Raw genomic sequence first — 17,811 nt, forward strand, 5'->3', positions numbered from 1 at the left:
AGCAAATGGATGGCAAACACAACCCATGAACAGGCCTCGGCCGCGGCCAACGAGGCGCTGACGCCGCTTGGCGAATCGCACCGCGTCTTCCAGTGGCGCGACCACATGGCGCTCTGGTTCAGCCTGGGCGTCGGCCTGCTGGTGATGCAGATCGGCGCCTATCTGGTGCCCGCGGTCGGCACCCGCGACGCGATGCTGGCGATCGTGCTGGGCTCCTGCATCGGCGCCGGCCTGCTGGCCTGGACGGCCCGCGTCGGCTGCGAAAGCGGCCTGGCCAGCGCCGGCCTCATGAACGCCACCTACGGCAGCGCCTTCGCGCGGCTCCCGGTGCTGCTCAACATCGTGCAGCTCATCGGCTGGACCACCTTCGAGCTCGTGATCATGCGCGAAGGCACCCAGGCCATCGGCGCGCAGGCTTTCGGCTGGTCGCTCGGCGGCCCGCTGGGCACCGTCCTGACGACGCTGCTGTGGGGCGCCGTGCTGCTGGCCTTGCTGGCCGGCTCGATGGTCAAGCTGGTGCGCCGCTTCGTGAGCCGCTTCGGCCTGCCGCTGGTGGTGCTCTCGCTGGCCTGGCTGAGCTGGCAGTTCGCGGCCCGGCTCCACGCCAAAGGACTGGACGCCTTCTGGACCCGCCCCGGCGACGGCTCGATGGGCATGTTCGGCGCGCTCGACCTGGTGATCGCCATGCCGGTCTCGTGGCTGCCGCTGGTGGCCGACTACGCACGCCACGGCAAGCGCAGCGCGGGCGGCCTGGGCGGCGCCTTCAGCGGCACCTGGATCGGCTATGTGCTGGCCAACATCTGGTGCTACGCGCTCGGCGTGATGGTCGTGAGCGTGGCCGAGCCCGGCACCGACCTGGTCGCCGCCCTGCTGCTGGCCCAGGGCGGCCTGGTCGCACTCGGCCTGATCCTGATCGACGAGCTCGACAACGCCTACGGCGATGTCTACTCGGGCTCGGTGTCGGCCCACAGCCTGCGGCCGCGCTGGAGCGTGCGGCGCTGGGGCCTGCTGCTGGCCGCGGTCTGCATCGGCTTCGCGCTGGTGCTGCCGATGCACACGCTCGAACCCTTCCTGCTGCTGCTGAGTTCGGTGTTCGTCCCGCTCTACGGCGTGATCCTCGGCCGGCTCGGCACCGGCAACGCGCCGGTGCCGCTCGGCAGCCGCCGCGTCGACCCGGCGGCGGCCGGCCTCTGGATCGGTGGCATCGCGGTCTACCACGCCTGCGCCGCCTGGGCGCCGCAGTGGGGCTCGGCGCTGCCGACCCTGGCCCTGACCTTCGTGTTGGCCCTGGTCACGCGCCCGGCACAGGCAGGCGAACGCTCGGCACTGGTGCAAAGCCGTGGTTGAGGGGACCGTGACCGGCGCCGACCTGCATGTCCGCGCCCGCCGCCATGGCGGCGACCACATAGCCGCGGGCGCGTTCCACCGCCACGGGCAGCGCATGGCCGAGCGCCAGGTGGGCAGCGATCGCCGACGACAGCGTGCAGCCCGTGCCATGCAGATTGCGGCTCGCGATGCGGCTGGAAGAGAGCCGCAGCCGCTCGCCGTCGGCCTCGGCCAGCAGGTCGACCACGTCGTCGCCCGGCAGGTGGCCGCCCTTGAGCAGCACCGCCCTGGCACCCAGGGCGAGCAGTTCGGTGGCCGCGTCGTCGAGCGCATCGACCCCGTCGATCGCATGGCCGATCAGCAGCGCCGCCTCGTCGAGGTTGGGCGTGACGACGATCGCGCGCGGGAACAGTTCGCGCACCAGCTCGGCCACCGTCTCGGCGGCGATCAGCCGGTCGCCGCTGGTGGCGACCATGACCGGATCGAGCACCACGTTGGGCAGCTTGTAGTGGTCGATGGCCCAGGCCACCACCTCGACGATCTCGGGCGCATGCAGCATGCCGAGCTTGACCGCGTCGACCCCGATGTCCTCGACCACCGCCTGGATCTGCGCCTTCAGGAAGGCCGGCGGCACGCCGTGGATGCCCGACACGCCAAGCGTGTTCTGCGCCGTCAGCGCGGTGATCGCGGTCATCCCGTAGCAGCCGAGGGCCGAAAAGGTCTTCAGGTCGGCCTGGATGCCGGCGCCGCCGCCGCTGTCGGAGCCGGCGATCGAAAGCACGCGTGCGTAGCGGGAAAATGCAGAAGTCATGTTGAAAATTATCGACCACGCACGCCGTGGCCCACGCTGAGCCCGCAATGAGCCCGTCGCAAGAATTCCCTTTCCGCTCCGCGGCCGTGCTCGGCGCCGGGCTCATGGGCCGGCTGCTGGCACTGGCACTGGCCCGGGCCGGCTGCGAGATCGACCTGTATGAAGCCGGTGGTCCGCAGGCCGAGGGCGCCGCCGCACGGGTGGCTGCTGCGATGCTCGCGCCGCTGGCCGAATCGGCCGTGGCGCCGTCCTCGGTCGTGCGCATGGGGCATCACGCGCTCGACCGCTGGCCGACGCTGATCGCAGCGCTCGCGGCCCCGGTGTTCTTCCAGCGCGAAGGCACGCTGGTGCTGTGGCACCGCCAGGACGCCGCCGAGGCCGCGCGGCTGCGCCGCGTGCTGGAGCGCACCGGCGAACGGGTGCCGGAGCTGCCCGCGATGCGTACGCTCGACGCCGCCGGCATCGAGGCCATCGAACCCGCGCTGGGGCGGCGCTTCGCGCAGGCGCTGCTGCTGCCCGACGAAGGCCAGCTCGACAACCGCGCCTTGCTCGACGCGCTGCTGGCCACGCTGCAGGCGCAGCCGAAGGTCCGGCTGCATTGGCAGGCGCCGCGCGCGCCCGACGACTTCAGTCCCGGCGCCACCGGCCAGCCCGAACGCGTGATCGACTGCCGCGGCCTCGGCGCCAAGCCGCAGTGGGGCGCGCTGCGCGGCGTGCGCGGCGAAGTGATCCGGGTCCATGCGCCCGAGGTCACGCTGCGGCGGCCGACGCGGCTGGTGCACCCGCGCTACCCGATCTACATCGCACCCAAGCCCGATCACCTGTTCGTCATCGGTGCCACCGAAATCGAGTCGGACGACATGTCGCCGGCCAGCGTGCGTTCCACGCTCGAACTGCTGAGCGCGGCCTACGCGGTGCACAGCGGCTTCGCGGAAGCGCGCATCGTCGAGATCGCGACCCAGTGCCGCCCGACCCTGCCCGACAATCTGCCGGCCGTGCGCGAGCTGCGCCCGCACGTGATGCAGGTCAACGGCCTCTATCGCCACGGCTTCATGATCGCGCCGGCGATCCTCGACGTCGCGCTCGAACTGCTGGCCACCGGCCAGTCGGCGCTGGCCGGCCGCTTCGGCCTCGCAACCCATCCATGAACCTGCTGATCAACGACCAACCCCACCAGCTGCCGGCCGGCGCGACGCTGTCGGACGCGCTTGCGCTCATCGAAGCCAAGCCGCCGTTCGCCGTCGCCGTCAACCGCCAGTTCGTGCCACGCTCGAACTACGGCGCGCATCTGCTGCAGGCCGACGACCGCATCGAAGTGATCCGCCCCGTGACGGGCGGCTGAGGACACACCATGACACCGATTCCCCCCAACGATCCGCTCGTGCTCTACGGCCAGAGCTTCGACAGCCGGCTGCTGCTCGGCACCGCGCGCTACCCCTCGCCCGACGTGCTCGAGGCGGCCGTCCGGCGCGCCCGGCCCGCCATGCTCACTGCCTCGCTGCGACGCCAAACCGCGACCTCGAACGGCGCCGGCAGCGACAACGGCTTCTGGGACCTGCTGCGCCGCCTCGGCGTGCCGGTGCTGCCCAACACGGCCGGCTGTCACAGCGTGCAGGAGGCGATCGCCACCGCGCAGATGGCGCGCGAGCTGTTCGATACGCCATGGATCAAGCTCGAGCTGATCGGCGACGACTACACGCTGCAGCCCGACACGCTGAACCTTGTCGACGCCGCCGCGCAGCTGATCCGCGACGGCTTCCAGGTGCTGCCCTACTGCACCGAGGACCTCGTGCTGTGCCAGCGGCTGGTCGATGTCGGCTGCCAGGCCGTGATGCCCTGGGCGGCGCCGATCGGCACCGGGCGCGGGCCGGTCAACCCCTACGCCTTGCAGGTGCTGCGCGAGCGGCTGTCGGTGCCGCTGCTGGTCGACGCCGGGCTGGGCTTGCCCTCGCATGCCTGCCAGGTGATGGAATGGGGCTATGACGGCGTCCTGCTGAACACCGCGGTGGCGCTGGCGCAGGACCCGGTCGCGATGGCCGGCGCCTTCGCCGACGCAGTGCAGGCCGGGCGCAGCGCGCACCATGCGGGCGCGATGGCGGCGCAGGATTCGGCCCAGCCGAGCACGCCGGTGCTGGGTACGCCTTTCTGGCATCACGCAGCATCCCAATGACCGCCATGACCGACCCCTCCACCATCGCACGGGCCATCGTGGCGGCCCACGCCGCGCGCTTTGGCACGACGAGCCACGCCACGGATTCGTTCACCTCCGACGACCCGGTCTACCGCGGCGCGAAGCAGGCCTGCGGCACCCTGGGCTTCATCGACATCGACGCCGAATGCCTGGCGCGCGCATGGCGGGCACAGAGCGAGCGCACCGGCCGCTTCGACGCCGAGGCCTGGCCCGACACCCCGGCCGATTTCGGCCTGCGCTCCTTTCCGCCGACGCGCCGCGACGACGCGTTTCCGCCCTGCCCCGAGAAGCTGGGCCTGTATGCGGTGCTGCCCGATGCCCAATGGGTCGGGCGCATGGCGCGCGCCGGCGTGCCGACGGTGCAGCTGCGCTTCAAGTCGAACGATGCCGGCGCCATCGAGCGCGAGGTGCGGGCGGCTGTCGAGGCGGTGCGCGGCACGGGCGCCCTGCTCTTCATCAACGACCACTGGAAGCACGCCATCGCTGCGCGGGCCTACGGCCTGCATCTGGGCCAGGAAGACCTCGACGCGCTGGCTCCCGCAGAATTGCGGACGATCCGCGACGCCGGCATTCGCCTCGGCGTCAGCACCCACGGCTACGCGGAAATGCTTCGCGCCGACCTCGCGAGCCCGAGCTACATCGCGATGGGCGCGGTCTACCCGACCACGCTCAAGCGGATGGCGACCGCACCGCAGGGCGTGGCGCGCCTGGCTGCGTATGCGCGGCTCATGCGTGGCTACCCGCAGGTCGGCATCGGCGGCGTCGATGAAGAGCGCATGCCCGAAGTGCTGGCCACGGGCGTCGGCTCGGTGGCCGTGGTGCGCGCGCTGGTGGCCGACCCGCAGCCCGAGGAGGCGGCACGGCGGCTGATGGCGATCTGCAACAGCGCCGCCTGAGAGGGCCAAAAACCACGCTATAATCTAAGGCTTGTTCCTCGATAGCTCAGTCGGTAGAGCGCCGGACTGTTAATCCGTAGGTCCCTGGTTCGAGCCCAGGTCGAGGAGCCAGAATCAAGCCGCAGTGAACCCGTTTTGCGGCGGCAACAACAAGAAGAGCTTCGGCTCTGCATTCGGCCTCTGCAACGAGCTTCGAGTGTCTCTGCAGAACGCGCCCATGCCGGCGCGTTTTTTTTTCTTCGGCGACTTCGAATTTGTAGCGCGTCACGTGTGTGCCCGGGGAATCGGCCCCTTCACTCGATATATAATTTGAGGCTTGTTCCTCGATAGCTCAGTTGGTAGAGCGCCGGACTGTTAATCCGTAGGTCCCTGGTTCGAGCCCAGGTCGAGGAGCCAGAATGTGCCGCAAGGCCACTGGATGCCCCGCTACTCAAAAGGTAGCGGGGCATTTTCCATTGGGGTGCCTCGTTCGGCAACCCGACCTCTCGATGCGCCGCCTTGTCTTCACCCTCTTCCTCACCCTGCCCTTTGCCCTCCATGCCGCCCCGCGCACCTGCCTGGTGGTCGGCGTCACCGATGGCGACACGCTGACGGCGCGCTGTCCGGGGACAGGCGGCTACGAACGGCTGAAGGTTCGCCTCGATGCCATCGACGCGCCCGAGAAGCGCCAGGCTTTCGGCGCCCGCGCCAAGCAAGCGCTGTCGCGACTGGTCTTCGCGAAGGAGGTCGAACTCGACTGCCAGAAGACCGACCGCTACGGCCGCGCGGTTTGCAGCGTGCGGGTCGCGCCGGCATCGGCGCCGCAGGGTCCGAAGACACTGGACGCCGGGCTGGCGATGCTCACGCTCGGAATGGCCTGGTGGTATCGCGCCTATGCGCACGAGCAGACGCCCCAGGCCCGCGGCCAGCATGAATTCGCCGAAGCCGAAGCGCGGGCGAAGAAGATCGGGCTCTGGCGCGACGCCAGCCCGGTGCCGCCTTGGGAATGGCGCAGGACAGAACACGACACCCACTGACCCGCTGCGCCTCATCGATCCGGATTCTTCGATTTCGATCTCGCCCGCAGCCAGGCGTGGATGAGCCCGAACAGGGCCGCGACAGCGACGATCAGCGCCAGCGCCACTTCCTCGAAGCGCGCGATGTCGCCCAGCAGCGCCTCGACGGCATGGCCGAACAGGTAGCCCAGGCCGCCCACCAGCGGCGCCCAGATGGCTGCGCCAACCAGGTTGCAAACGCTGAAGCGCCGAGATGACAGGCCGACGGCGCCCATGGCGATCGGCCCGACGATGCGCAGGCCGTACATGAAGCGGATGCCGACGATCAGCAGTGCATCGTGGCGCTTCAGCAATGCGATGACCCGCCGCGCCCGCTCATGGAAACCGGGTATCCGGCCCAGCAGTGCCGTGCCCCATGCGCGCCCGGCCCAATAGAAGATCTGGTCGCCCAGGGCCCCGCCGATGAAGGCGATCGCGAGGACCAGCGGCAACGACAAATGTCCCTGGTGGGCAGCGAATCCGGCCAGCAGCAGGATCGTCTCGCCCTCGAGAAGACAGCCCGCAAAGACGGCCAAGTAGCCATAGTCGGTGAGCAGCCGGGTCAAGGACATGCGTGCCTTTTCAGATGAGGCTGCGGATTCTGGTCCGCCGCTGGCCGTTGGGAGGCCAACAGTCAGGTTCCGCACCGCACAATTCCGTCATGCCTTCTCCGTTCATCGAACTCTCGCCACAGCCATTGGCAGCCCCGCGCTTGCGAGTTGCCCGCCTCATGCGTCCGGTCATGGCTCGACTTTCCGCCGGAACCGGACGCTGGCGTCCAGGCGTATCGAGCTATCGCGTCTTCGTGACGATCGTCTTCGCGATTGTCGTCCTCGCGGTCGGCTGGGCAGATCAGCATTTGCCCGCCGCAGCGGTCGTCGTCGTCGGACCGGCCGCGGTCACCTTCTGGGTCCTGACACTGCTCGGCTCGCTCGGAATCGGTCCGGTCGCCGCCATCCGCGATGCCATGCGCGGCTGAACCTGGAAGCTCCGGAAATGCCTGTCGGACAACGCGCAGCCCATCCGGCGACTCGGGCCTACGCTGCCGCCGGCTCTTCGGCCTCAGGATCCAGCGCATGCGTACATCCATCGTTGCAGTGCTGGGCTTGGCCGCGTGCTGTGCCACCGCCCTCGCCCAGACCCCGAAACTGCCCTTGAAGAGCGACGACAACGGGACTGTCTACGCCGAGCCCAACGTGTCCCCGACCGAGACGTCGATGGAATCGAAGGGCGCCACGGTCGGCGCCCAGCGCCCTGACGGCAGCAGCAAGTACATCGGCGTCGACACCACCGGCTCCCGGCCGACCTATTCGCTCGGCGGCAGCACGGCAGGCGACCTGTCCTATTCCGCTGGCGTCTTCTCCGACGGCAATGAGAAAAAGGGCGTGAAGGCCGGCGTGACCCTCAAGTACTGAAGCGCGGCGAGCGCGTCCCGATTGGCAGAATCGGGGGATGAAGAAACCACAACGCCTGGCTGCGGCCGCCCTGGTCATGCTGCTCCTGCTGGCTGGCGCCGGCTACTGGTACCTGTCGCCCTTTCTGGCCGTGCGCCAGCTCCAGGCGGCTGCACAGCGCGGCGACGCCGAAGCCCTCAATGCCCACATCGACTATCCCCGGCTGCGTGAAAGCCTCAAGGCACAGCTGACGGCCCTGCTGGCGCAGAAACTCGGGGCACCGAAGGACGGCGGCAATCCGCTGAGCGCGCTCGGCAACGTCATCGGCGCGAGCCTGGTCAATCCGCTGGTCGACACGCTGGTGCGGCCGGAAACGGTGATGGCCGCCATGCAGAACGGCCGGCTCGGCCGCAGCGCGTCCGAGCCGGCGCCGCCGCCCCCCGGCAGCGCCCCGGCGGACACCGCAGCGCCGGAGCCGAAGAAGGCCCGCTGGATCATCGAGCGCCAGGGCGCCAGCCGGGTCACCGCCTACGCCGTCGATCCCGCCCGCCCCGACGACGAGCCCAACAGCGAGCGCCTCGGTCTGGTCTTGGAACGCAGCGGCTTCGCAGACTGGAAGCTCACCGACCTCCGGCTGCCGGCCTCGGCCTTCAACAAATAGCCGTCGCGCTCAAACGCTCAACCGTCGACCACTTCCTCGAGCGCCGCGTCGACCCGCTCCACCTCGCGCTCCAGCAGTTCGGCCGCGGCGCGCACGGTGTCCCAGTCGCCCTGGCGCCACGCGTTCTCGACGTTCTTGGCCTGCCGTGCCGCCTGGTGCGCGCCGATGCTGGCCAGCGCCCCCTTGAGCGCGTGCACCTGCTCCTGGCCGGCGGTGGCGTTGCCGTCCCTGAGCGCCGCGGCGATCGCCTCGCGCCGCACCGCCATGTCGCTGCGCATCGCGACCGCGATCTCGCGCACCACCACCAGATCGCCGCCCAGCGTGCGCACCAGTTGCCGCATGTCGACCGCCGGCGCCAACTCGGCCTCGGGCTTGAAGAGGTCCTCGATGCCCAGCTGTCCGGGGTCCCACTCGTCCCCCGGTTCGCGGCGCGCCGCGCGGGCCTCCTGGATCGCCTGGGCCAGCAGCGCCGGCGACACCGGTTTCGATACATAGGAATCCATGCCGGCGGCCAGGCAGCGTTCGCGGTCCCCGGCCATCGCATGCGCGGTCAGCGCCACGACAGGCGTGTGCCCGCGCCGCGGCTCGGCGGCTTCCACGGCGCGGATCTGCGCCACGGCGTCGAGGCCGCTCAGCACCGGCATCTGGACATCCATCAGCACCAGGTCGAAGCGGCGCTCCCGCCAGCAGCGCACCGCCTCCTCGCCATTGCGCGCCACGTGAAAGGTGCAGCACATCTGCGTCAGCAGCTTGCGCATCAGCAGCTCGTTGACCGCATGGTCTTCGGCCACCAGCACGTGCAGGCCCTGCAGGCTCATGGCCTCGAGCGGGGCCGGTTCGGTCAGCACGCTCATCTCGTCGGCCGCCTGCTCGAACACCGCCGTGAAGCGGAAGGTGCTGCCCTCGCCCGGCCGGCTCAGCAGGTTCAGCGACCCGCCCATCATCGACACCAGCCGCGCGCAGATGGCCAGCCCGAGCCCGGTGCCGCCGTAGCGCCGCGTGATCGATGCATCGGCCTGCGTGAAGGCTTCGAAGATGTGCGCCTGCTTGTCTTGCGCGACCCCGATGCCGGTGTCGCGCACCGTGAACAGCAGGCGCAGCTGGTCGCGCCGCAGCTCGCTCTGGTTGGGCGCCAGCCGCGCGGTCACCGAGATGCGGCCGAAGTCGGTGAACTTCACCGCGTTCGACACCAGGTTGGAGATCACCTGGCGCAGCCGCCCCGGATCCCCCGCCACCTTCCACGGCACGTCCTCGGCGATCTCGAGCTCGACCTTCAGGCCTTTCTTGGCCGCCGCCGGGCGGTGCAGCGCCACCGCCTCGCGCACCCAGCGGCCGACGTCGAAGCGCACCTGCTCGAACACCAGCTTGCCGGCCTCGATCTTCGACAGGTCGAGCACGTCGTTGAGCAGTGCCAGCAGCGAGGTGGCGGAGTTGTCGATCAGTTCCAGGTGCTGGCGCTGTTCATCGTTCAGCGGCGACTGGTGCAGCAGCCGGGTCAGCCCCATCACGGCATTGAGCGGCGTGCGAACCTCGTGGCTCATGTTGGCGAGAAACTCGCTCTTGGCCCGGTTGCTGGCCTCGGCCTGGGCCCGGGCCTGCTCGATCTCGGCATGCATCGTGCGCCGCGCCGTGATGTCGGTGTTGAAGCCGGTGAGGCGCAAGGGCGCGCCCGCGGCATCGCGCTCGGTGACCATGCCGACGCTCTCGATCCAGATCCAGCCGTTGGCGGTCGAGACCCGGTGCTCGGCGATGTAGCGGTCGGCCTTGCCGCTCAGCGCATCCTTGAGGGCCTGGCGGACCAGCGGCAGGTCGTCCGGGTGGACCCGGGCCTCCAGGGCGCTCAACTCCCAGCGGCGGTCCTCGACCTCTTCGCCGATCATCCGGTCCCAGCGGCGTCCGAGCAGCACCCGGCCGCCCGCCAGGTCCCACTCCCACTGCGCCACCCGGGCCGCCTCGGCCACCATCAGGTGGCGCTTGGCGGCCACCAGCACCTTGTGCGAGGCGTCGAGCTCCTGGTCCTGCTCGCGCACGCGGGCCGCGAGCTTGTCGCGCTCGGCCGTGAGCGCCACCACGCGCCGGACCAGCTCGAGCTGGCGCTGCTGCGAGGCTTCGAGGCGCGCCAGCGCTTCCTGCGCGTCGGGTTGTGTCATCTCGTCTGCTGCCATCCACGGGGCCTTTGTCGGGACTTCGGGGCGAGCCCTGATAATGGACGCGGGCCGCCTTGCGGGCGACCCCGCGTCTTGCTGAAACTGTTCCAGGTCTCCATGGCACATCCGACGATCACCATCAAGCCCACCGGCGCCCGGCTCGCCCTGGCGTTCATCGTCCGATGAGTATGCCCGGGAATACGCGCGCCGAAGATCCGGACGATGGCGCGCAGGATACGGTCACCGTGCTTCTGGTCGACGACCAGCCGGTGATCGCGATGATGGTGCGCAAGATGCTCGCGGTCGACCCCGCGATCGAGGTCCAGGTCTGCACTCAGGCCACCGAGGCCGTGGCCCGGGCGCGCGAGGTGCGCCCCACCGTGATCCTCCAGGACCTGGTCATGCCCGAGGCCAACGGCCTCGATCTGGTGCTGGCCTACCGCTCGATGCCCGAGACCCGCGACATTCCGATCATCGTGCTGTCCTCCAACGACGAGCCGGAGATGAAGCGATCGGCCTTCGCCATCGGCGCCAACGACTACGTGGTCAAGCTGCCGGAGCCGATCGAGTTGATCGCCCGGATTCGCTACCACTCGCGCGCCTACATGGCCCTGGTCGAGCGCGACAACGCCTACCGGGCCCTGCGCCTGAGCCAGCAGAAGCTGCTGCTCAGCAACCTCGAACTGCAGCGGCTGACCAACTCCGACGGTCTCACGGGACTGCCGAACCGGCGCTCGTTCAACGACCACCTGGCACGCGCGTGGGCCACTTCGCAAAGCCAGGGTTCGCCGCTGTCGCTGTTAATGATCGACGTCGACTATTTCAAGAACTACAACGACCGCTTCGGCCACCTGGCGGGCGACGACGCCCTGAAGTGCGTGGCCGAGGCGATCCGCAAGGCCCAGCCCGACCCCGCCTGCCTGCCCGCTCGCTTCGGTGGCGAGGAATTCGCCATGGTGCTGCCGGGCGTCACGGCCGCGCAGGCCGGCGCCATCGCCGAGACGCTGCGGCGGGAGGTCGAGCGCACGACCCTGCCCCACAAGGCGCCGGAGCCCACCTCGGTCACTGTCAGCATCGGCAGCGCCACCATGGTCGCGCCGCCCGACGCTTCGCCGGACCTGCTCATCGCGGCCGCCGACGCCCGCCTGTACCAAGCCAAATGCGGTGGACGCAACCGCGTCGTCGGCCACTGACCCCTGAATCGCATCCACACGACAGCCGGGCACCGCTTTGTTGTCAATCCGCTGCAGCGCCGTGACAATCGAAGCCGCTGCCCATGACAGATAAAGACGCCCTTCTCAGCTACTACGAACGCCGTACATGCTCCGCCCAATGGATGGAATTCAACCGGGCGTTCGCCGCCGAACTGAGCGCCGGCCTGCCACCTGAAGACATCCGCCAGCTGTTCCGCCGGATCGGCGAGCGCATCGCGCTGGCGCTCCCGGTCGAGCGCTGCGACACCGTCGAGCAGCTGCGCGACTGTTTCAACGCCCGCTGGGAGGCGATCGACTGGGGCTTCGCCACACTGCAAGAACAGGCCGACCACCTGCGCATCGTGCACGCCTGCAGCCCGCTGGCGATGGCCTTCGGGCCCGACACCGAAGACTGGGCGAGCGGCTTCTTCGAGGGCGCCTACCAGACCTGGTTCGCGGCGCAGGGCACACCCCCGGCGCTGCGGGTGCAGGCCGAAGCCGCGCCAACGGACGGATCGCCGCAGGTCATGCTGCGGCTGGGCAGGTTCCAGCGATGAGCAACGACGATCGTGAAGCCGAGGACGTGGCCGGGCTGTTCCGCAAGTTCGGCGGCGACGCCAAGGGCTACAAGGAATTCGAGCCGGCACCCGAGGTCGGCCAGCCCCAGGGCGCGTGGACGTTGATCCCGGGGTCGCCGGCAGCACCGGCAGCGGCCATCGCGACGCCCGTATCCCCTACCGTCGTCCCGGAGCCTGCGACATCAGCACCCGCACCGGTGCCGACGCCATCGGCCCCGGCGCCCAGCGCAGTGGCAGCGTCGCCGGCCGGCACGCCCCGCGAGCTCGACCTCCTCTTCGCTCGGCTGGCCGGCCAGCCCCAACCTGCCCCCGAAGGCGGCCACGGGCTCATGTCCCGATGGCGCAAGCCCTCCTGACGATGCCCGTGGTCGCGGTCATCGGTGCCAAGGGCGGCGTCGGCAAGACGACGGTGGCGGCCAACCTCGGCACCTCACTGGCGGACGCGGGCCAAGCCGTCCTCGCCATCGACCTCGATCCCCAGAACGCACTGCGCTTCCACCTGGCCCTCGATCGCACGGCCTGCGAGTGCGGCCTGGCCGGCGTGCTGGCCGGGCGCGCGAACTGGGCCCAGGCGATGCAGCCGGGCCGTGGCGGCGTGGTGCTGCTGCCGTTCGGCGCGATCGACGACGAGCACCAGATCGACCTCGAACGCCAGCTGGCCGACCATCCGGGCTGGCTCGCGGAGACGCTGGCGCGCTTCCAGCTTCCGCCCGAAACCGTGGTGCTGCTCGATACGCCGCCGGGGCCGTCGGTCTACCTGCAGCAGGCGCTGCGCGTCGCCCAGCTCGGCGTGGTGACCGTGCTGCCCGACGCCGGTTCCTTCGCCACGCTGCCGCTGGTCGACCGCATGGTCGACAAATACTGCCGTGGCCGCCCCGACTTCATCGCCAGCGTCTGCCTCGTCAACCAGGTCGACGCCAGCAAGCGCCTCAATCGCGACGTGCTGCAGGCGCTTCGCCACGAACTCGGCGACCGGCTGCTCGGCGTGGTCCACCAGGACCAGGCCGTGTGCGAGGCGCTGGCCAGCGCCACCGACGTGGGCCGCTACGCACCCTTCAGCCAGGCCGCGGACGACTTCGTCCAGTGCGCGCGCCAGGTCCTCCGACGTCTCGCGCCGCCGGCGCACCCCGCAGAGATCCGCCGACCATGACCACCCCCGCCGCGCCGCCTCCCCCGAGCCATCGGCTGCCCCGCATCGTCGCCTGGGCCATCACGCTGGTCGTGCTGCCGATGATCGTCATCACGCCGCTGACCTTGCACCAGCAGCTCACGCTGTCGGTCGCGATCTTCATCGCCGCGCTGGTGCTGAACCGCTTCCCGGGCCGGATCCCGACGCTCGTGATGATCTTCCTGTCGGTCATCGTCTCGTCGCGCTACATGTACTGGCGCATCACCGAGACCATGTACATGGACAACCTGCTCGACCTGGTGCTGGGCAGCGGGCTCCTGATGGCCGAGATCTATGCCTTCGTGGTGCTGTTGCTGGGCTACATCCAGACCGCCTGGCCGCTGGAGCGCAAGCCGCATCCGCTGCCGGACGACCCGCGCGACTGGCCGACGGTCGACGTCTTCATCCCGACCTACAACGAGCCGCTGTCGGTGGTCCGGCCGACCGTGCTGGCGGCCCAGTCGATCGACTGGCCGCCGGACAAGATCAACATCTACGTGCTCGACGACGGCCGGCGCGAGGAGTTCCGGGTGTTCTGCGAGGGCGTCGGCGTGCATCACGTCACGCGCGACAACAACCGCCATGCCAAGGCCGGCAACATCAACGCGGCGCTCAAGAACACCAGCGGCGAATTCATCGCCATCTTCGACTGCGACCACACGCCGACGCGCTCCTTCCTGCAGATCGCCATGGGCTGGTTCGGCCGCGATCCGAAGCTCGGCATGGTGCAGACGCCGCACTATTTCTTCTCGGCCGATCCGTTCGAGAAGAACCTCGACACCTTCGGCACCGTGCCGAACGAAGGCGAGCTGTTCTACGGCCTGATCCAGGACGGCAACGACCTCTGGAACGCGACCTTCTTCTGCGGTTCCTGCGCGGTGCTGCGGCGCACGATCTGCGAGGAGGTCGGCGGCATCGCGGTCGAGACCGTGACCGAGGACGCCCACACGGCGCTCAAGATCCACCGCCGGGGCTACAACACGGCCTACCTGGCGCTGCCGCAGGCGGCCGGCCTGGCGACCGAGAGCCTGTCCGGCCACGTCGGCCAGCGCATCCGCTGGGCCCGCGGCATGACGCAGATCTTCCGGGTCGACAACCCGCTCTTCGGGCGCGGCCTGAGCTGGGCCCAGCGCCTTTGCTACATCAACGCGATGCTGCACTTCCTGTACGGGCTGCCGCGCATCATCTACCTCACCGCACCGCTGGCCTACCTGCTGTTCGGCGCCAGCGTGATCCACGCCTCGGCGCCGATGATCTTCGCCTATGCGCTGCCGCACCTGTTCCACGCCAACCTGACCAACAGCCGCATCCAGGGGCGCTTCCGCTACCTGTTCTGGAACGAGGTCTACGAGGCGGTGCTGGCCTGGTACATCTTCCGCCCGACGCTGGTGGCGCTGATCAACCCCAAGCTCGGCAGCTTCAACGTGACGGCCAAGGGCGGCCTGATCCAGGAGCAGTACTTCGACACCGAGATCGCCAAGGCCAGCCTGTTCCTGCTGGCGCTCAACTTCCTCGGCGTGGCGGCCGGCCTCTGGCGCCTGACCTGGGTCGACGCCGACAACATCGCGACCGTCTGGCTCAACCTGGCCTGGACCGCCTACAACCTGATGATCCTGGGCGCCTGCGTGGCGGCGGCCAACGAGTCGCGCCAGGTGCGCGGAGCCCACCGCGTGACGCTCAACGTGCCGGCCACCTTGCATTTCGCGGATGGCCATTCGATGCGCTGCAACACCTTCGATTTCTCCAGCGGTGGGCTGGGCCTCGAGCTGCCGACGGAAATCGCGCTCGCGCAGGAGGCGCCGCTGGAGGTGGCGCTCTACCGCGGCGAGACCGAATACCGCTTTCCGGCGACGGTGCGCTTCAACCGCGGCAAGCGCCTGGGCCTGCAGTTCACCGCGCTCGACTTCGCGCAGGAGCGCGCGCTGGTCCAGTGCACCACCGCCCGCGCCGACATCTGGGCTGCGCGCTGGGGCAACCACCCGCGGGTGCCCGCCCACCGCGTGATCGGCCACATCGCGCGCATCAGCCTGGTCGGCTTCCGCGACATGTTCGGCCACTACGCGCGCGCCGCCGGCCGCAAATTGCGCCCGGCCCCGGCCGCGCCACGCCCCGCCAACGCAAAGGAACCTACGTGACATCGGCGCTTCATCGGAAACAGGCGGGCGCGATCGCCCTGGCCCTGCTGGCCTGGGCCGGCGGCTCGGCGCTGGCGCAGGGCAAGCCCGCGACGACCACCCCCGCGGCGCCCGGCCTGCCCGCGATCGCGCAGCCGGCCCCCCCTGCGGGCACGACACGCGAACTGACGCTGACCCAGCTCGGCGTCGACTACGCGATCAACCTGCGCGGCATCAGCGGCACGGTTGGCATCCCGTTCAGCGTCCGGGCCGACGAGCTGGTCACCAGCGCGGCGCTCAAGCTCAACTATGCCTATTCGCCGGCCTTGATCCCGGAGCTGTCCCACATCAAGGTCAGCGTCAACGACGTGCTGGTGACCACGCTGCCGGTGGTCCGGGGCGAAGCCGGCAAGCCCCAGAGCGCCGAGATCCCGATCGACCGGCGACTGATCACCGACTTCAACCGAATCAACATCGAACTGGTCGGCCACTACACGCGCGAGTGCGAGGACCCGGTGCACAGCAGCCTGTGGGCCACGGTGGACGCCTCCAGCACGCTGCGCCTCAACGTCGTGCCGCTCAAGGTGGCGGCCGATCTCGGCACCCTGCCGCAGCCCTTCTTCGACCGCCGCGACGTCCGCCGCGCCAGCATCCCCTTCGTGTTCGGCAATGCCGCCGGCACGCCGACCCTCGAAGCCGCGGGCATCGTCTCGTCCTGGTTCGGCGGTCTCGCCGGCTACCGCGGCGCGGTGTTCCCGGTCAGCAACGGCGAACTCCCGGCCGCCCATGCCGTCGTCTTCGCGACGCCCGAGACCACCATCGACGGCCTCCCCCTGCCGCCGATCCAGGGTCCGACCCTCAGCGTGGTCGACCACCCGCGCGACGCCACGCACAAGCTGCTGCTGGTGCTGGGCCGCAATCCCGCCGAACTGCGCACCGCGGCCGCGGCACTCGCGGTCAACAGCCGGGTCTTCACCGGCGGCACTGCGACGGTCAGCAACTTCCAGGAACCGCCGGCACGCCGCCCCTACGACTCGCCGCGCTGGCTCGCCGACGACCGGCCGGTGAAGCTCGGCGAACTGGCGCCGGTGGCCGACTTCTCGGTCGCGGGCTATGCGCCCGACGTGGTCAAGGTCAACCTGCAGCCGGCGCCCGACCTGTTCACCTGGCGCAGCCGCGGCTACCCGCTCGACCTGCGCTTCAACTACACGCCGCGCGTGCGGGCCGACCAGTCGACCCTCAACCTGAGCCTGAACGAGAGCTTCGTCGCTTCGCTGCCGCTGCGGGCGGCCAATCCGGCCGGCGAACACTGGTGGAACCAGTTCCTGCTGCCGCTGCTGCCCGACGGCACCGTGTCGCAGAGCAAGAGCCTCAGCCTGTCGCCGCTGCTGGTGGGCTCGCGCAGCCAGCTTCGCATGCATTACTACTTCGAGCCGCAGGCGAGCGACTGCAAGCCGCTGCTCGACAACGTGCGCGGCAACATCGACCCGGCCTCGACCATCGACGTCTCGCGGCTGCCGCACTACATCGCCATGCCCGAACTCGCGGCCTACGCCAACAGCGGCTTTCCGTTCTCTCGCCTGGCCGACCTGGCGGACACCGTCGTCGTGCTGCCCGACCAGCCCGAGACCAGCGACGTCGAGACCTACCTGGCCTTGCTCGGCCACCTGGGCAACGCCACCGGTTATCCGGCGCTCAGGCTCACGCTCGGGCGGGCGGCCAATGTCTCGCAGTGGGCCCAGAAGGACCTGCTGGTCCTCGGCAGCCTGCAGAGCCAGCCGCTGTTCACCCAATGGGCCGACCGGATGCCGCTCAAGCGGACCCCGGAAGCCAAGCAGTTCCACCTGGGCAGCTGGATCGACGACACGCTCGACCTGATCACCGGCACCCGCCAGCGCGAGGACCTTCCCGCCACGACCCGGATGACCGTGGCCGAGGACGGCACCGATGCCGTGCTGGCCGGCTTCGAGTCGCCGTTGCAGAAGGAGCGCAGCGTGGTGGCGGTGGTCGCCACCGCGGCCTCGCAGCCGGCGCTGCTGAACGCGCTGATGAGCCCGAGCCTGGTGCGCGACATCCAGGGCAGCACCGCCTTCGTGCGCGGCACCCAGGTCAGCAGCCTGCTGGCCGGGGGCACCTACTACGTCGGCCGGCTGCCGCCGGTGATGTGGCTGCAGTGGACCCTGTCGCGCAGCCCGCTGCTGCTGGCGGCGGCGGTGGTGGCGCTGGCCTTCATCGGCGCCGTAGCGGCCTATCTCAGTCTTCAACTGCGCGCCCGCCGTCGGCTGCGCTGACACGGCC

The 17,811-nt window shown here is 69.9% G+C and carries 18 protein-coding genes and 2 tRNA genes; 17 read left to right on the forward strand and 3 right to left on the reverse strand.

Annotated features, from left to right (window positions below; all coding sequences use genetic code 11):
• Positions 1 to 9 precede the first annotated feature (9 nt).
• Positions 10 to 1,347, forward strand: coding sequence for a purine-cytosine permease family protein (locus QTI17_RS07540; RefSeq protein WP_286531993.1), 1,338 nt, complete (start codon positions 10 to 12; stop codon positions 1,345 to 1,347).
• Here QTI17_RS07540 and thiD read toward each other — a convergent pair.
• Positions 1,292 to 2,137 (reverse strand): bifunctional hydroxymethylpyrimidine kinase/phosphomethylpyrimidine kinase, encoded by an 846-nt coding sequence (gene thiD, locus QTI17_RS07545; RefSeq protein ID WP_286531994.1) that lies wholly within the window; start codon positions 2,135 to 2,137, stop codon positions 1,292 to 1,294. The genes QTI17_RS07540 and thiD overlap by 56 nt on opposite strands.
• Positions 2,138 to 2,184: 47 nt before the next feature.
• On the opposite strand from thiD, the gene QTI17_RS07550 reads away from it, so the two are divergent.
• The 7 genes from QTI17_RS07550 (at position 2,185) to QTI17_RS07580 (ending at position 6,240) form a co-directional block, all read left to right on the forward strand.
• On the forward strand, positions 2,185 to 3,285 hold the full coding sequence (locus QTI17_RS07550) for an FAD-dependent oxidoreductase (protein ID WP_286531995.1): 1,101 nt from the start codon (positions 2,185 to 2,187) through the stop codon (positions 3,283 to 3,285).
• Positions 3,282 to 3,479, forward strand: coding sequence for a sulfur carrier protein ThiS (gene thiS, locus QTI17_RS07555; protein ID WP_286531996.1), 198 nt, complete (start codon positions 3,282 to 3,284; stop codon positions 3,477 to 3,479). The genes QTI17_RS07550 and thiS overlap by 4 nt, the downstream gene beginning before the upstream one ends.
• A gap of 9 nt (positions 3,480 to 3,488) precedes the next feature.
• Complete coding sequence (locus QTI17_RS07560; protein WP_286531997.1) at positions 3,489 to 4,307, forward strand: thiazole synthase; 819 nt, start codon at positions 3,489 to 3,491, stop codon at positions 4,305 to 4,307.
• Positions 4,304 to 5,224: a thiamine phosphate synthase gene (locus QTI17_RS07565; protein WP_286531998.1), complete on the forward strand. Its 921-nt coding sequence runs from the start codon at positions 4,304 to 4,306 to the stop codon at positions 5,222 to 5,224. Before QTI17_RS07560 ends, QTI17_RS07565 begins: the two co-directional genes overlap by 4 nt.
• Before the next feature lie 35 nt (positions 5,225 to 5,259).
• Positions 5,260 to 5,335, forward strand: a tRNA-Asn gene (locus QTI17_RS07570).
• A 209-nt stretch (positions 5,336 to 5,544) separates the two neighbouring features.
• Positions 5,545 to 5,620, forward strand: a tRNA-Asn gene (locus QTI17_RS07575).
• A gap of 92 nt (positions 5,621 to 5,712) precedes the next feature.
• Complete coding sequence (locus QTI17_RS07580) at positions 5,713 to 6,240, forward strand: thermonuclease family protein (protein ID WP_286531999.1); 528 nt, start codon at positions 5,713 to 5,715, stop codon at positions 6,238 to 6,240.
• A gap of 11 nt (positions 6,241 to 6,251) precedes the next feature.
• On the opposite strand, the gene QTI17_RS07585 is transcribed toward QTI17_RS07580, so the two are convergent.
• Positions 6,252 to 6,830, reverse strand: coding sequence for a DedA family protein (locus QTI17_RS07585; protein WP_286532000.1), 579 nt, complete (start codon positions 6,828 to 6,830; stop codon positions 6,252 to 6,254).
• Positions 6,831 to 6,919: 89 nt separating this feature from the next.
• Here QTI17_RS07585 and QTI17_RS07590 point away from each other — a divergent pair, with 89 nt between their 5' ends.
• The 3 genes from QTI17_RS07590 (at position 6,920) to QTI17_RS07600 (ending at position 8,313) form a co-directional block, all read left to right on the forward strand.
• Positions 6,920 to 7,237: a hypothetical protein gene (locus QTI17_RS07590; RefSeq protein ID WP_286532001.1), complete on the forward strand. Its 318-nt coding sequence runs from the start codon at positions 6,920 to 6,922 to the stop codon at positions 7,235 to 7,237.
• A gap of 97 nt (positions 7,238 to 7,334) precedes the next feature.
• Entirely contained in the window at positions 7,335 to 7,673 is a 339-nt protein-coding gene (locus tag QTI17_RS07595; protein ID WP_286532002.1) for a hypothetical protein, read from the forward strand.
• A gap of 37 nt (positions 7,674 to 7,710) precedes the next feature.
• Positions 7,711 to 8,313, forward strand: a complete 603-nt coding sequence (locus QTI17_RS07600; RefSeq protein WP_286532003.1) for a DUF2939 domain-containing protein — start codon at positions 7,711 to 7,713, stop codon at positions 8,311 to 8,313.
• Between the two features lie 17 nt (positions 8,314 to 8,330).
• On the opposite strand, the gene QTI17_RS07605 is transcribed toward QTI17_RS07600, so the two are convergent.
• Positions 8,331 to 10,463, reverse strand: a complete 2,133-nt coding sequence (locus tag QTI17_RS07605; RefSeq protein WP_286532004.1) for an ATP-binding protein — start codon at positions 10,461 to 10,463, stop codon at positions 8,331 to 8,333.
• A gap of 185 nt (positions 10,464 to 10,648) precedes the next feature.
• On the opposite strand from QTI17_RS07605, the gene QTI17_RS07610 reads away from it, so the two are divergent.
• The 6 genes from QTI17_RS07610 to bcsB all read left to right on the forward strand — a co-directional run bounded on the left by QTI17_RS07610 (position 10,649) and on the right by bcsB (position 17,804).
• Positions 10,649 to 11,653 (forward strand): diguanylate cyclase domain-containing protein, encoded by a 1,005-nt coding sequence (locus QTI17_RS07610; RefSeq protein ID WP_286532174.1) that lies wholly within the window; start codon positions 10,649 to 10,651, stop codon positions 11,651 to 11,653.
• Positions 11,654 to 11,736: 83 nt separating this feature from the next.
• Positions 11,737 to 12,210 carry a cellulose biosynthesis protein BcsD gene (gene bcsD / locus QTI17_RS07615; protein WP_286532005.1) on the forward strand — a complete coding sequence of 158 codons (474 nt, stop codon included), beginning with the start codon at positions 11,737 to 11,739 and terminating at the stop codon, positions 12,208 to 12,210.
• Positions 12,207 to 12,587, forward strand: a complete 381-nt coding sequence (locus tag QTI17_RS07620) for a hypothetical protein (protein WP_286532006.1) — start codon at positions 12,207 to 12,209, stop codon at positions 12,585 to 12,587. Before bcsD ends, QTI17_RS07620 begins: the two co-directional genes overlap by 4 nt.
• Entirely contained in the window at positions 12,569 to 13,381 is an 813-nt protein-coding gene (bcsQ, locus tag QTI17_RS07625) for a cellulose biosynthesis protein BcsQ (RefSeq protein WP_286532007.1), read from the forward strand. Before QTI17_RS07620 ends, bcsQ begins: the two co-directional genes overlap by 19 nt.
• Positions 13,378 to 15,534, forward strand: a complete 2,157-nt coding sequence (gene bcsA, locus QTI17_RS07630) for a UDP-forming cellulose synthase catalytic subunit (protein ID WP_286532008.1) — start codon at positions 13,378 to 13,380, stop codon at positions 15,532 to 15,534. Before bcsQ ends, bcsA begins: the two co-directional genes overlap by 4 nt.
• Complete coding sequence (gene bcsB, locus QTI17_RS07635) at positions 15,531 to 17,804, forward strand: cellulose biosynthesis cyclic di-GMP-binding regulatory protein BcsB (RefSeq protein WP_286532009.1); 2,274 nt, start codon at positions 15,531 to 15,533, stop codon at positions 17,802 to 17,804. Before bcsA ends, bcsB begins: the two co-directional genes overlap by 4 nt.
• The last annotated feature ends 7 nt before the right edge of the window (positions 17,805 to 17,811 follow it).

The organism is Variovorax sp. J31P179 (genome assembly GCF_030316985.1).
Taxonomy (GTDB): domain Bacteria; phylum Pseudomonadota; class Gammaproteobacteria; order Burkholderiales; family Burkholderiaceae_C; genus Variovorax; species Variovorax ginsengisoli_B.